Below are 13,683 nucleotides of genomic sequence, written 5' to 3'. Positions count from 1 at the left end.
CGGCATGATGGCGCCTTCTTTCCGAACGATGTCGATGCGGTCATCCGGAAGATAGGGCGGTGGGTTGGATTCGGCGGGGACGCCACGTGAACGCCCGGCGTACGGGGCCGTACGGAAACGGGGACGGACACGTTCCGGTTGGCGGGGGCGTGCCGTCCTCGCGCGGCTGCCTGCGCCCGTTCAGCTCGTGTCAGGCTCAGCGTCCGCTCAGCTCGTGTCAGGGTCAGCGTCCGTTCGGCCCACGCCCCGCTCGGTCCCCGGTACCGACGGTCCCGCCTCCCGGCGCGATCCCCAGTGCGGCAAGGTCCCCTTCCGCGACGAACGTCAGGCTTCCGTGCCCCTGCGCGACCGTGCCGTCCGGATTGTGCTGCGTCACCCGGACCGGCTGGATGCGGTGGCTGGGGCGGACCGTGCCGCCGTCGGGCAGCCCGACGACCGCCGGGTGGCGGACGTCCCAGCGGTCGTGCTCGATGTGCGCGGGACCGCGGTACGCACCCAGCCCCCGCCCGTCGCGGTAGCCGCCGTACCCGAGCCCGGGCATCGCCACCGCCGGACGGTCGGCATCGAGGTCGAGCCGGGTCGGGCCGCCCGGCGTGTCGAGGGTGAGGGACACGTGCGTCATGCGACGCGGTCGCTCGCCGTCGGAGAAGGCCGCGGAAATGCCGGTGACCGGAATGCCGTCCACGACCATCCCCGTCTTGCGGTCCGTGGTCCCCGCCGACGAATACTCCGTGCTTCCCCGGGCGACCTGCGCGTGCCCGGCATGGGTGTCCGTCGAGTAGAAGAGGAACGCGAACAGTCCGCCCGCGCGCGGCGCGTCGGCGCCGGTGACCGGTTCGGGGACGCCGACACGCTCGCGTACGCCCCACGAATGGTCGCGGCAGGCCCACCAGTCCGCCACCTCGACGCGGGTGCCCGCGACGTCGAGCCGGCCGTCGCACACGCCGATCTGGTCGAAGCGTGCGTAGTCCTCGACCACGCGGCCGCGCACCCGGCGGAAGTGCTGCGGCTCCTCGTGCGGCGGGACGACCGAAGTCCAGGTCAGTTCCCCGGAGATGCCGTGCTCACCGGGTTCCAGGGTGATCCGCACGCGGTGCAGCGGCTCCACCACCTCGATGCCGATCGGACCGCAGACGGTGGTGAACTCCGGCCGCAGTTCCCGCGATGCGCGCACGTTGTGCTGGACGCCGTCGAGGATGACGACGCACCCCGCGTCCACCACGTTCATGTTCTGGTAGACGCCGAGCGTGACATGGACGGTCTGGGTGCCGTCGCGCGAGGACGCGGCGAGCCACACGCGGTCGAAGAACCGCGGGTCGCTGGTGGCGACATGGTCGAACGTGGACGAGGTCTGGTGCCAGTGGGAGTCGTCCATGGGGGTCAGCACGATGGGGAACCCTTCGCTTCGGGTGCGGAGTTCGACTCCGTGGAGGTCGGCGGTACGCGCGGCGCCGGCCGCAGCGGGAACTCCCGGATGTGGTCGTCGAAGTAGCGCAGCAGCGCCTCGGAGCCGGACCAAGTCGCCGCCATCGAAGCCGAGTTGGCGATCGGGTCCGCGTCCGCGAGCGCCGGAACGGCACGTACCAGCAACTCGCGCCCGCGCTCGTGGTGCGTCCCGAGCGCGCGCAGCTCGGTGGCGTCCGGGATCTGCGTGGCGACGAACGAGGCGATTTCGCCGAGTAGTTCGCCATGATCCCCAATTGGCCCGGCCGACCCCGCGGCCTCAAGTGCCTTGCCCTGCTCGGCCAGCAGCTCGCGCAGCCGCTCGGTGTCGCGTACCAGGAACCGCGGCACTTCCTCCCACCCGCGCTCCAGCACGCCCAACGCGTCGATCACCCCCGCCAGCAGCGCGGCCGGGTACTCCCCCGCGACGTGGGGGGCCACCAGTTCGCCGAGGATCCGGCGTGCCGAGGCGAGTTGCTCCGTCGGGGTGGGTCTCATGCGGACGCTCCCTTCCCGTGCCCGCGCCGCTCCCGCTCGTACGTCCGGATCAGCTCGAACAGCAGCTTCGTCAGGGTCACGGGCGTCTGCGTGATGCGGTCGTACCGACCGTCGAGCAGGGCCTTCTGCCCCGCCAGGACGAGCACCGTCAACTTGAGGTTGGCCAGGACGTTCCACCAGCGCACCGCGCGGCGGTCCGCGACGCGTCCGGTGCGCCGCTCCCATCCGGCGATCAGCTCCTCGCGTTCCCAGCGCCCGGGGACCAGGTGTTCGCGGGCGCGCAGCGGGTTGGTGACCCAGCCGACGTCTTCGAGCGGATCCCCGAGGTGGGCGGTCTCCCAGTCGAGGACCGCGGTGACCCGCCCGTCGCGGATCAGCAGGTTGCCGGGCTTGAAGTCGCCGTGCACGAGCACGTTCGGCCCGGAGCCGGGCGGGGCCGTGGTCCGCAACCAGGCCAACACGTACTCAAGTTCCGGCTCCGGCCCCAACTGCGCCTTGCGCAGCTCGGCCTCCCAGTGGTCCACCGCCGCGTGCGCCGCGCCCGCCCCCGGATCGGGCAGGACGTCCGCGATGCCCGACGCGGTGGTGTCGAGGCCGTGGATCGCCGCCAGTTCGTCGCAGAAACGGCCCGCGAGGGCGACGCGTTCGTCCTCCGGCTGCGGCCCGGCCAGGATGAACGGGCGGCAGTCGCCGGGCATGCGGTCCATGACGAGCGTGGGACGTCCCGCGCGTACTCCCGTCAGGTCGGCCCAGTGCAGCGCCGGGACCGGAGCGCGGGTGCCGTGCAAGGCGCGGAGCAGTGCGGCCTCGACCGTGCGGTCGCTGTCCAGGACGCTGCCCGCCGGGTCGCGCCGGGCCACGAGCCGGACTTCGCGTCGTCCGCCCGTCGTGGTCCACGACGCGTCGAAGAACCAGTTCTCCCGTGAGAAGCCCATGGTGGTCCGCGCCGGAAGACTCACCGCGGCGTGCGGATCCCCCGTCTCGTCGGCGAGCCATGCCCGCAGGCGGTCACGAAGCCCGGCGGCCTCGGTCCCGGTGCCGGTCCCGGTGCCGGCTTCCGCGGCGGAGTGGGTCGAGAGCATAGGCGACCTCCTTCGCGCCGTAGTGAACAACATGTTTTAGAAAGAGACAAGGGCCACGAACACCTCGGCAACACCCGGGACGCCGCCGGGGCACGCTGCCCCCGCACAAACGCGCGATGATCTACTCGCTCCCATGACAACGCCGACGAAGCTCATACCCGCCCAGGTCATCGAAGAGACCGCCCGGCTCGTGGCCGAGCACTACGTCTTCCCCGACACCGCCGAGCAGCTCGCGGACCTGTTGCGGCGCCGGCTGGCCGAGAGCGCCTACGACGTCGACGACGCGGCGGAACTGGCCCGCCTGGTCACCACGGACCTCCAGTCCCTCAACAACGACCGGCACCTGCGGCTGAAGCACCACGCCGACCAGGTGCCCGCGAAGCGGGGAGCCGCCACGCTGGAGGCCATGCGCCGGGAGTTCGACGCCTCGCTGGGCGGCGCACCCCACGTGCAGTTGCTCGACGGAGGCGTCGCCGTGCTGGAGCTGGCGCCGATGCTGTTTCCGCTGGAGTGGGCCGCCGAGCCGCTGGGCGCCGCGCTCGCCCTGGTCTCGCGCGCCGACGCGCTGATCGTGGACCTGCGCGCCAACCGGGGCGGCGACCCGGACACCGTCGCGTTCGTGTGCAGCCACCTCCTGGACGAACGCACCCACCTCAACTCGATGTTCTGGCGCGACGGCGGACGCACCGAGCAGTCCTGGAGCCAGCCGCACGTCCCCGGCGCCCGCTTCGGCGGCACCAAGCCGCTGTACGTGCTCGCCGGCGAGACCTCGTTCTCCGCCGCCGAGGAGCTGGCGTACGACCTCCAGCAGCTCGGGCGCGCCATCGTGGTCGGCGAGCGCACCCGCGGCGGCGCGTACCCGTGCCAGGGCTGGACGGTGCACCCGCACCTGGAGGCCACCGTGCCGGTCGGCCGCGCGGTCAATCCCGTGTCCGGCACGAACTGGGAGGGCACCGGAGTGCAGCCGGACGTCGCCTGTCCCGTCGCGGACGCCCTCGACCGCGCGCACGCACTGGCCCTGGCCCGCCTGACCGACCGACCGACTGACCGACTGACCGACTGACTGACTGACTGACAGCACATCAGCCCACCAATCCGCGCGCGTCAACACACCCGGAGACCCGCCCCGAAGGACCGCAACGAGGACCGCCGCCTCAAATCCCCCCGCCACCCGGCCGGTTCCCCGCGCCCGCTTCGTCGCCCGCTCCGAGCGCGCCCGGTGTCACCAGGGCGGTCTCGTACGCGAGCACGACCGCCTGCACCCGGTCCCTCAGGTGCAGCTTGGCCAGGATGCGCGTGACGTGTGTCTTCACCGTCTCCACGCTCAGCGTCAGCGCCGACGCCAGCTCCGCGTTGCTCATGCCGCGCGCCAGCAGCCGCAACACCTCCAACTCACGCGGCGTCAGCAGCGACAGGTCGCCGCCCGGCGGGCGTTCGGCCGGGGCCGGGCGGGCGAAGCGCTCCACGAGGCGGCGCGTGATGGTCGGTGCGAGGAGCGCGTCGCCCGCGCTGACCAGCCGTACGGCCGCCACCAGTTGCTCCGGCGTGACGTCCTTGAGCAGGAACCCGCTCGCGCCCGCGTTCAGGGCCTCGTAGACGTAGTGGTCGAGGTCGAAGGTCGTCAGGATGATGATGCGGCACGGCCGTCCGTCCAGCGCGGGCGACGGGTCGGCCATGATGCGGCGCGTGGCCTCCAGGCCGTCGAGGCCGGGCATGCGGATGTCCATCAGGACCACGTCGGGCCGGGTGCGGCGCACCGCCGCGCACGCCTGGTCGCCGTCCGCCGCCTCGGCGACCACCTCGATGCCGTCGGCGGCCAGGATCATGCGGAACCCCGAGCGTACGAGGGCCTGGTCGTCCGCCACCACGACGCGCAGCGCCGTCGGCCCGCTCACGGCGCCGGAACCGGGATCGAGGCCTGGACGCGGTAGCCGCCGGTCGGCCGGTGCCCCGCACGCAGGCCGCCGCCGTGCAGCGCGAGGCGCTGGGTGAGGCCGAGCAGCCCGCGTCCGGCCCCCAGGGGTTCGGGGCGGCGGCCGTCCGCGGGGCCGTCGTCGGCGACCTCGATGCGCATGGCGTCCGGCCGGTAGGTCAGGGTCACTTCGGTGCGCGCCCCGGGGGCGTACTTGAGCGCGTTGGTCAACGCCTCCTGCACCACCCGATACGCCGTCAGCTCTATCCCCGGCGGCAGCGGCCGCGCCTCGCCCTCGGTGTGCAGCCGGACGTCGAGGCCCGCGGTGCGCACCCGGTCCACCAGCACCGGCAGGCGCGTCAGGTCGGGCTGGGGGGCGAGCGGCGGGCCGAGCGCGTCGCCGTCCGGGGCCGCCGCCGGGTCACCGGGCGTCCCCGGCGCGCCCTGGGCGGTCAGCACGTCCAGCATCTGCCGCAGCTCGGCCATCGTCTCGCGCCCGCTGGCCTCGACGGCGCGCAGCGCCTCGGTCGCCGCGTCGGGATCGGAGCGCAGCACCATGCGGGCGGCGCCGGACTGGATGACCATCACGCTCACATTGTGGCTGACCACGTCGTGCAACTCCCGGGCGATGCGGGCGCGTTCGTGGGTCACCGCGACCTCGCGCTCGCGCTCGGCGCGCAGCGCCCGGCGGTGGAAGGCCCCGGCACGGCTGCGCCAGGTGCCGATGGTGCGGCCGACGACGAACATCGCCCCCATGACGACGAAGACCAGCAGCCCCGGCGGCCCGTTGTCCTCGTCGGGGAACTTCGCCATGAGCGCGAGCGTCGCCGCGGCGGACACCCCCGACGCGACGGCGAGGCGCGGCACATGGGCGGCCAGCGAGTACGCGCCGAGCGCCAGGGCCAGGATGCCGGGGATCTCCATGTAGTCCTGGTCCACGGCGAGGGTCGCGACGACCTGGCCGACGAAAGCCATGACCGGCTGCGTGCGCCGCCACGCGACCGCGGCGGCGACCAGCAGGCACACGACCACGGTCCACGCGCTCGGTCCCGGGTCGCCCTGGGAGAACTGGACGTGCTCCGGCGGGATCGAGTACGGCGCCTTCAGCTCGGGCGGCGGCCCGTCGACGTCGTCGGTCGGGAGGCCGTACACGAGCGTGGCGGCCGACGCGATCGCCAGGCCGAGGGCGAGCAGGCCGTCGCCCCCGAGCGGTCCCGGGCGGCGGAGCAGCGCCACAACGCGGCCGAGGCCCGCGGGCAGCGCCGACCGCAGGCGCGGGGTCGGCTTCGGCGTAGGGGGTGCGGCGGGCGTCACGTGCGCATTCTCGCCGGTTCCGGGCGGGGCGCACATCATGCGTGCGAGCCGTGCCGGGTCCCTCGCGAGAGCTACCCGGCGCGCCCTCCCCCGCGGGAGCGACCGCAGGTTGGCTCGCCGTGCGGACGTCCGGCGGCGGGTGCGGAACCTAACGTCCGGGGCCATGACAGAGGTGATCCGGCTCGAAGCCGTGACCAAGAGGTACGAGGGAACGGGCCCCGCCGCACTCGACCAGGTGGACCTGGCCGTCGGCGAGCGCGAGGCCGTGGCCGTCATGGGGCCGTCCGGCAGCGGCAAGTCGACGCTGCTCAATCTGATCGCGGGTCTGGACCGGCCGACGGACGGCGACGTGACGGTGGCCGGGGTGCGCCTCGGCGGCCTGTCGGAGACCGCGCTCGCCAAGTTCCGGCGCCGGCACATCGGCATGATCTTCCAGTTCTTCAACCTGCTGGACGACCTGACGGTGCTCGACAACGTGCTGATGCCGGCCCGCCTGGGCGGCATCTCGCCGCGGGCGGCCCGGACGCGTGCCGACGAACTGCTCGGCTACCTCGGCATCGCGGGGCACGCCGACGCCTACCCCGCGCGCCTGTCGGGCGGTGAGCGCCAGCGTGTGGCCATCGCCCGCGCGCTCATGAACCGGCCGCCGCTGCTGCTCGCCGACGAGCCGACCGGCGCCGTCGACACCGCGAACGGGCGGCACATCACCGAGCTGCTCGCCGAACTCAACCGCGACGGGCAGGCGTTGCTGCTGGTCACGCACGACATCCGCCTGGCCCGCGCATGCACGAGCCGCATCGTGCGGATCGTGGACGGGCGGCTCGACACCGCGCCGCCGTCGTACGACCCGACCGAGACGGACCCGCTGTGGGACGAGGCCGCCCGGTGAACGCCGTCGTCAAGGCCGCCTGGGCGGCCGTCGTCCGCCGCCGTGTGCAGACCGTCGTGACCGCCGTCGTGGCGCTGCTCGCGACGGCCACGTCGGTGCTCGCCCTCGGCCTGCTCGTCGCGTCGATGGCGCCGTTCGACCACGCGTTCTCGTCGCTGCACGGCGCGCACGCGGCGGTGAGCGTCGACGCCGCGCAGGCGACCGCGGAGCAGGTCGAGGCCACCGCCGCGTCGGCCGGGATCGCCGAGGTCGGCGGCCCCTACCCGGCGACGAGCGCGCCGATGACCTTCCCCGGCGACTCGTTCGCGCGCGGCACGCTGACCGTGGTCGGACGCACCGACCCGGACGGCCCGGTCGACCGGCTCAAGATCCGCTCGGGCCGGTGGGCCCGCGCCCCGGGCGAGGTCGTTCTCGCGGACGGCGAGGGGCCGAGGCTGCGGATCGGCGAGAAGCTGCGCCTCGGCGACGTCGAGTTGACCGTGGTGGGCACCGCGGCGTCGGTGACCGACACGGCGGGCGCGTGGACGGTGCCCGAGCAGATCGCCGCCCTCGAACCCGTCGGCACCGCCAAGACGTTCCAGGCGCTCTACCGCTTCACCGACGCGGACGACAGCACCGCGGTCGCGGACGGCGTCTCGTCGGTGCGCGCCGCGCTGCCCTCCGGGGCGGTGCTCGGCTCGACGTCCTACCTGGACGCGCGGCGCGAGTCGGCCGGGACGGCGGCGCTGGTGGTCCCGTTCGTCACCGCCTTCAGCGTGCTCGGCGTGGTCATGTCGGTCCTGATCGTCGGCAACGTGGTGAGCGGCGCGGTGGTGGCCGGGTACCGCGGCATCGGGGTGCTGAAGACGCTGGGGTTCACGCCGCGGCAGGTGAGCGCGGCCTACCTGGCGCAGGTCCTGCTCCCCGCGGTGGTCGGCGCGGTGGCGGGCACGCTCGCGGGCCACGCACTGGCGGTGCCGCTGCTCGCGGACACCGAGCGGTCGTACGCGGTCCCCGAAGTGCCGGCGATCCCCTGGTGGGTGGACCTCGCGGTGCCCGCCGGCCTGCTCCTCGTGGTCGCCGTCGCGGCCCTGCTCCCGGCCCTGCGCGCCGGGCGCATCCCGGCCGTGCAGGCCATCGCGGTGGGACGCGCGCCCCGCACCGGCCGCGGGTTCCGCGCGCACCGGCTGCTGGCCCGTTCCCGCCTGCCGCGGGCGGTCGGCCTCGGCCTCGCGAGCCCGTTCGCGCGCCCGGCCCGCACCGGCATGACGCTGGCGGCGCTGCTCCTGGGCACGACGGCGGTCACCTTCGCCTACGGGCTCGGCCAGACCCTGAACCGGGCCGACGACGGGCTGTCGCGCGAGGGCTCCTCGCAGGTGACCGTCGCGCTGGGGATGCCGGGTGAGCGCGGCGGCATGCACGAGGGACCGCCTGGGGGGCCGGGCGGGTCATCCGGGGGTCCGGGCGAGCCGCCCGGCGGTCCGGGCGAGCCACCCCGGGGTCCGGGGCCGATGCCCGAACAGATGCCGACCGCGGATCCCGTGGCCGTGGCGGAGGCTCTGCGTGCCGACGCGGGGACCGCGCGGTTCACGTCCGTCACCACGGTGGAGGTCGAAGTGCCGGGGCGGACCCGGGCGTTGGAACTGACCGGGTACGACATCGACTCGTCGTGGCTGGGGTATCCGGTGGTCGCCGGGCGCTGGTTCGAGGGGCCGGGGGAGGTCGTGGTGCCCACCTCCTTCCTGCGGGCGTCGGCGCTGCGGGTCGGCGACGAGATCGCGCTCGACCGCGACGGGCGGCGGGTGACCGTGCGGATCGTCGGCGAGGTGTTCGCCAACGACGAGGAGGCCCTGTACACCGACCGCGCCACGCTGCTGGGACTCAAGTCCGATGCGGCGGTCACCTCGTACGAGGTGCAGGTCGCACCGGGGACGAACGCGGCGGCGTACGCGAAGCGCATCTCCGCGGCCGGTGTCTTCGCGGCCGGACACGGCGCCGCGGTGCCGCGCAGCGAGAGCAACGAGACGCTGGCGGTCCTGATCGGCCTGATCGGCACGCTGACCCTGCTGATCGCCGGGGTCGCGGGCCTGGGGGTGCTCAATACGGTCGCGCTCGACACGCGTGAGCGCGCGCAGTCGATCGGCGTGCTCAAGTCGCTCGGCATGACGCCGCGTCAGACCATGGCGATGGTCGTGACGTCGGTGGTCGGGCTCGGCCTCGTCGGCGGCGCCGCGGGGATCCCGCTCGGGGTGGCGCTGCACCACGTGGTGGCTCCGGTGATGGCGTCGACCGCGGACCTGCGCCTGCCGGACACGATGGTGGAGGTGTACGGAGTCCCCGCGTACGCGGTGCTGGCCGTGTCCGGGGCGGTGCTGGCCGCGCTGGGCGCGCTGCTTCCGGCGGGTTGGGCGGCGAGGTCCCGTGCGGCGGCGTGGCGTACCGAGTGACGGAGGACGTCAGCGGGCGGCGGTGCGGACCGGCGCGGACATGGCACCGATGAACATGTCGACCAGGTTGTCCGCGAACAGGACCGGATCGCGCCGCCGCCCGGCGTCGACACCGCGGGCGTAGAAGGCGCAGGCGTGCGTGACGCCGGTGAGGCCGACGAGGATGCGTTCGTCCATGACCGCGCGTGGGACGTCGGGAATCCAGGCGCGCAGCAGGGCGGTGGCCTCGGTGGCGACGGTGTCGCCGAGCAGGTCGGTCAGCCGGGCCAGCGAGCGGTTCTCGTCGTCGACGAGCTGGGAGAGGAACCGGATGACCGCGCGCTGGCGGTCGTCGCCGGTCGCCAGTTCGGCGAGCGGGGTGACGGCGACCTCGGCGATCGTGCGCGGCTCGTCGGGCGTGGCGGCGGCGAGCAGTTCGCGGCGGCGGGCGACGACCGGCGGGAGCACGTCCTGGAGGAGGGCCTTGAGGATGCCTTCCTTGGAGCCGAAGTGGTACTGCGTGGCCGCGGAGTTGCGCTGGCCGGCGGCGAGCCGGATCTCGCGCATGCTGACGGCCTCGATGCCGTCGCGGGCGAAGAGCAGGAGAGCGGCGTCGAGCAGTTTGCGGCGGGCGGGCTCGGGATCACGCGGCATACCGGAAACGCTACCGGCCCGCCGCGCATCCCGGGGCCGGGCGGCTCTTCCGCCGTAGTGAAACATACTGTTTACTACGAGCGCGGCACACACCGACGGCCCACCCGCGCCCTTCGGCCCCACGATGGGAGACCCCATGCCCGCCCCCTCCTCCACCGCCTCCGCGGTCCCCGCCCTCGCCGGCCTGCGCGTCGTCGACGCGGACACCCACGTCACCGAGCCGCACGACCTGTGGACCTCGCGGGCGCCGCGCGCGTACCGCGACCGCGTCCCGCACGTCGCCGACATCGACGGACGCCCGCAGTGGATCGTCGACGGCCGTGCCCTGGGCCCGGCCACCGCCTCGGCGGTCGTGGACCGCGACGGCGTGCGCTCGCGCGGCACCGACTTCATCTCGTGGCCGTTCGAACGCGTGAGCCCGGCGGCGTACGACGTGCGCGAGCGCCTGGCCCTCATGGACGAACTCGGCGTCTGGGCGCAGATCGTCTACCCGAACACGGCCGGCTTCGGCGGCCAGAAGTTCGGCGAGGTGCAGGACGCGGCGCTCAAGCTCCTGTGCGCCACGCTCTACAACGACGCCATGGCCGAGATGCAGGAGTCGTCCGGCGACCGGCTGTTCCCGATGGGCCTGTTGCCGTGGTGGGACATCGACGCGTCGGTCCGCGAGGTCGAGCGCATGCACCGGCTCGGCCTGCGCGGCGTCAACACCACCAGCGACCCGCAGCACGCGGGACTGCCGGACTTCTCGCACGCCGACTGGGACCCGCTGTGGGAGGTCTGCGCGGACCTCGGCATGCCGGTCAACTTCCACATCGGCGCCGCACACGAGTCGATGAGCTGGCTCGGCACCTCCGGCTGGCCGAGCCTGGGCCTGGACGCGAAGCTCGCCCTCGGCTCGTCGATGATGTACCTGAGCAACGCCCGGGTCATCGGCAACTTCATCTACTCCGGCGTGCTGGAGCGCCATCCGCGCCTCCAGATCGTGTCCGTCGAGAGCGGCATCGGCTGGATCCCCTTCTTCCTGGAGGCCCTCGGCCACCAGCTCGGCGAGACGAGCCCGGGGTCCATGGACCACCTGACGCTGTCCCCCAAGGAGTACTTCGACCGGCAGATCCACGCGTGCTTCTGGTTCGAGAGCGAGGACATCGCCCGCACCATCGAGCGCGTCGGCGCGCGCAACGTGCTCTTCGAGACCGACTTCCCGCACCCGACCTGCCTGTTCCCGGACAGCATCGGCACGGCGGCCCGCGCGCTGCGGCAGTTGGACGACGAGAGCGTGCGGCTCGTGATGCAGGACAACGCGGTGCGGCTGTACAACCTGCCGGCCGCCTGACGGCGCGGGGCCGGCCGGACCCGATCCGGCCCGGTCTCGCCCGGTCCGGCCGTTCGGGACACGCGTGATCCGGTCCGGATCGTGGACGGGTCAACGGGTGCGGCCCTGTTGTATCTATCTTGTGTGCATGCCTTCCGCGCCCACCGCAGCCGACCGCGTCTACCGGCACGTCAAGCAGGGCGTGCTGGAACGCCGGTACGAGGGCGGCACGCTGCTCACCGAGGGCGAGGTCGCGGATGCCGTGGGCGTGTCGCGCACTCCCGTACGCGAGGCCCTGCTGCGTCTGGAGGTCGAGGGGCTGATCCGCCTCTACCCCAAGAAGGGCGCACTCGTGCTCGCGGTCTCCGCACAGGAGATCGCCGATGTCGTCGAGACCCGGCAACTGGTCGAGGAGCACGCCGCCCGCAAGGCGGTGCCCGCGCCGCCTGAGCTCCTCGCGCGCCTGGCCGAACTGCTGGAGCGGCAGCGGCGCGAGGTCGAGGAGGGCGACCTGGCCGCCGCCGCGACCACCGACCGCTGCTTCCACGCCGAGATCGTGCGCAACTGCGGCAACACCATCCTGGTCCGGCTGTACGACCAGCTCCGCGACCGGCAGTTGCGCATGGGCGTGGCCGTCCTGCACGCGCACCCCGACCGCATCGCCCGCACGCTCACCGGCCACGAGGAGATCCTCGCGGCCCTGCGCGCGGGGGACGCGGACGCGGCCGTCGCCGCCGTGCACCGGCACATCGGCCGGGTGTCCGAGCTGGCCCGGGGCGAGGCGCGATGAGCACCGCCGCGGGCGCGGTCCGGCGCGACCCCCTGGGCGGCCGCCGGGCCGTCGCCGTGTGGTCGGTCGGCGTCGCGGTGTACTTCGTCGCGGTGATCTTCCGGACCTCGCTGGGCGTCGCCGGGCTGGACGCCGCGGACCGGTTCGACGTCAACGCGTCGGCCCTGTCGACGTTCTCGATCCTCCAGCTCCTGGTCTACGCGGGCATGCAGATACCCGTCGGCGTGCTGGTCGACCGGTTCGGCACCAAGAGGGTGCTGGCCATGGGCGTCGTGCTGTTCACCGCGGGCCAGCTGGGCTTCGCCTTCTCCCCGACGTACGGCATGGCCCTCGCCTCCCGCGCGCTGCTCGGCTGCGGCGACGCGCTCACCTTCATCAGCGTGCTGCGGCTCGGCACCCGCTGGTTCCCGGCCCGGCGCGGCCCGCTCGTCGCCCAGCTCGCGGCGCTCGCGGGCATGGCCGGCAACCTCGTCTCGACGCTGGTGCTGTCCCGACTGCTGCACGACCTGGGCTGGACGCAGGCGTTCGCGGGCAGCGCGCTGGCCGGTGTGGTGGTGCTGGTCCTGCTGCTGGCGTTCCTGAAGGACCATCCGGAGGGGCACGAGCCGGAGGCCGCGCCGCAGCGCGGGGCGGCGTTCGTCCGGCGGCAGATCGCCGAGTCCTGGCGCGAACCCGGCACCCGGCTGGGCCTGTGGACGCACTTCACCACGCAGTTCCCGGCGATGGTGTTCCTGCTGCTGTGGGGCATGCCCTTCCTCGTCGAGGCGCAGGGGCTGTCGCGCGGGACCGCGGGCGGGCTGCTGACGCTGACGGTGGTGTCGAGCATGGTCTTCGGGCTGGCGTACGGCCAGATCATCACGCGGGCGCGCGCCGCCAGGCTGCCGCTCGCGCTCGCCACGGTCGGCGCGACGGCGGCGAGCTGGGCGGCGGCGATCGGATATCCGGGGGACGACGGCGCTCCGATGTGGCTGCTCGTGGTGCTGTGCGCGGTCCTCGGCGCGTGCGGCCCGGCGTCCATGATCGGCTTCGACTTCGCACGGCCCGCCAACCCTCCGGAGCGGCAGGGCACCGCGTCCGGCATCGTCAACATGGGCGGCTTCGTGGCGTCGATGACGACACTGCTCACGATCGGTGTGCTCCTCGACGCGACCGGGGACGACTACCGCATCGCCTTCTCCTCGGTGTTCGTGCTGGAGCTCGTCGGCCTCGCGCAGATCCTGCGGCTGCGGAAGGCGGCGGCCGCGCGCGAACGGGTGCACCTGGTGGCCGCTCCCCCGGCCCCGGCCGTACGCTCGGCCGCCTGATCCACACGGGTGTTCCGGCGGCTCCCGGGCCGTCGCGGCGCGGCTAACCTTTTCCCCGGCGGCGGTGTCCGTGGCGGTGT

General features: G+C 73.7%; 12 protein-coding genes. 6 read left to right on the top strand and 6 right to left on the bottom strand.

The genetic code is table 11. The annotated features are described in order from the left end of the window. Positions 1–223 precede the first annotated feature (223 nt). The 3 genes from ACRX5S_RS21300 to ACRX5S_RS21290 are packed head-to-tail and all read right to left on the bottom strand — an operon-like array spanning position 224 to position 3,023. Positions 224–1,387 (bottom strand): hypothetical protein, encoded by a 1,164-nt coding sequence (locus ACRX5S_RS21300; protein WP_436774600.1) that lies wholly within the window; start codon positions 1,385–1,387, stop codon positions 224–226. Further along, positions 1,381–1,941, bottom strand: coding sequence for a hypothetical protein (locus tag ACRX5S_RS21295; protein WP_436774599.1), 561 nt, complete (start codon positions 1,939–1,941; stop codon positions 1,381–1,383). Before ACRX5S_RS21295 ends, ACRX5S_RS21300 begins: the two co-directional genes overlap by 7 nt. Continuing rightward, positions 1,938–3,023, bottom strand: a complete 1,086-nt coding sequence (locus ACRX5S_RS21290) for a phosphotransferase family protein (RefSeq protein ID WP_436774598.1) — start codon at positions 3,021–3,023, stop codon at positions 1,938–1,940. Before ACRX5S_RS21290 ends, ACRX5S_RS21295 begins: the two co-directional genes overlap by 4 nt. Before the next feature lie 133 nt (positions 3,024–3,156). Here ACRX5S_RS21290 and ACRX5S_RS21285 point away from each other — a divergent pair, with 133 nt between their 5' ends. Then, positions 3,157–4,086 carry a S41 family peptidase gene (locus ACRX5S_RS21285; RefSeq protein ID WP_436774597.1) on the top strand — a complete coding sequence of 310 codons (930 nt, stop codon included), beginning with the start codon at positions 3,157–3,159 and terminating at the stop codon, positions 4,084–4,086. 91 nt (positions 4,087–4,177) lie between these two features. Here the strand turns inward: ACRX5S_RS21285 and ACRX5S_RS21280 are convergent, their stop codons facing one another. Then, on the bottom strand, positions 4,178–4,918 hold the full coding sequence (locus ACRX5S_RS21280; protein WP_436774596.1) for a response regulator: 741 nt from the start codon (positions 4,916–4,918) through the stop codon (positions 4,178–4,180). Then, a complete protein-coding gene (locus ACRX5S_RS21275) occupies positions 4,915–6,249 on the bottom strand; it encodes a sensor histidine kinase (RefSeq protein ID WP_436774595.1) in 1,335 nt (444 codons plus the stop codon). Before ACRX5S_RS21275 ends, ACRX5S_RS21280 begins: the two co-directional genes overlap by 4 nt. A 163-nt stretch (positions 6,250–6,412) precedes the next feature. Between ACRX5S_RS21275 and ACRX5S_RS21270 the strand changes: the two genes are divergently transcribed. Beyond that, positions 6,413–7,138, top strand: coding sequence for an ABC transporter ATP-binding protein (locus tag ACRX5S_RS21270; RefSeq protein ID WP_436774594.1), 726 nt, complete (start codon positions 6,413–6,415; stop codon positions 7,136–7,138). Continuing rightward, positions 7,135–9,564, top strand: coding sequence for an FtsX-like permease family protein (locus ACRX5S_RS21265; RefSeq protein WP_436774593.1), 2,430 nt, complete (start codon positions 7,135–7,137; stop codon positions 9,562–9,564). Before ACRX5S_RS21270 ends, ACRX5S_RS21265 begins: the two co-directional genes overlap by 4 nt. A 9-nt stretch (positions 9,565–9,573) precedes the next feature. Here ACRX5S_RS21265 and ACRX5S_RS21260 read toward each other — a convergent pair whose 3' ends face one another. Then, positions 9,574–10,197 (bottom strand): TetR family transcriptional regulator, encoded by a 624-nt coding sequence (locus tag ACRX5S_RS21260; protein WP_436774592.1) that lies wholly within the window; start codon positions 10,195–10,197, stop codon positions 9,574–9,576. Positions 10,198–10,333: 136 nt separating this feature from the next. Here ACRX5S_RS21260 and ACRX5S_RS21255 point away from each other — a divergent pair, with 136 nt between their 5' ends. The 3 genes from ACRX5S_RS21255 to ACRX5S_RS21245 all read left to right on the top strand — a co-directional run bounded on the left by ACRX5S_RS21255 (position 10,334) and on the right by ACRX5S_RS21245 (position 13,603). After that, the gene (locus ACRX5S_RS21255) at positions 10,334–11,530 is read left to right on the top strand and encodes an amidohydrolase family protein (RefSeq protein WP_436774591.1); all 1,197 of its coding nucleotides are present in this window, start codon (positions 10,334–10,336) and stop codon (positions 11,528–11,530) included. 127 nt (positions 11,531–11,657) lie between these two features. Continuing rightward, the gene (locus ACRX5S_RS21250; protein WP_436774590.1) at positions 11,658–12,299 is read left to right on the top strand and encodes a GntR family transcriptional regulator; all 642 of its coding nucleotides are present in this window, start codon (positions 11,658–11,660) and stop codon (positions 12,297–12,299) included. Further along, on the top strand, positions 12,296–13,603 hold the full coding sequence (locus ACRX5S_RS21245) for an MFS transporter (RefSeq protein ID WP_436774589.1): 1,308 nt from the start codon (positions 12,296–12,298) through the stop codon (positions 13,601–13,603). The genes ACRX5S_RS21250 and ACRX5S_RS21245 overlap by 4 nt, the downstream gene beginning before the upstream one ends. The last annotated feature ends 80 nt before the right edge of the window (positions 13,604–13,683 follow it).

Source organism: Yinghuangia sp. YIM S09857, from assembly GCF_051388915.1.
In the GTDB taxonomy this organism is placed as follows: domain Bacteria; phylum Actinomycetota; class Actinomycetes; order Streptomycetales; family Streptomycetaceae; genus Yinghuangia.
This window is presented reverse-complemented; position numbering and strand designations above follow the sequence as displayed.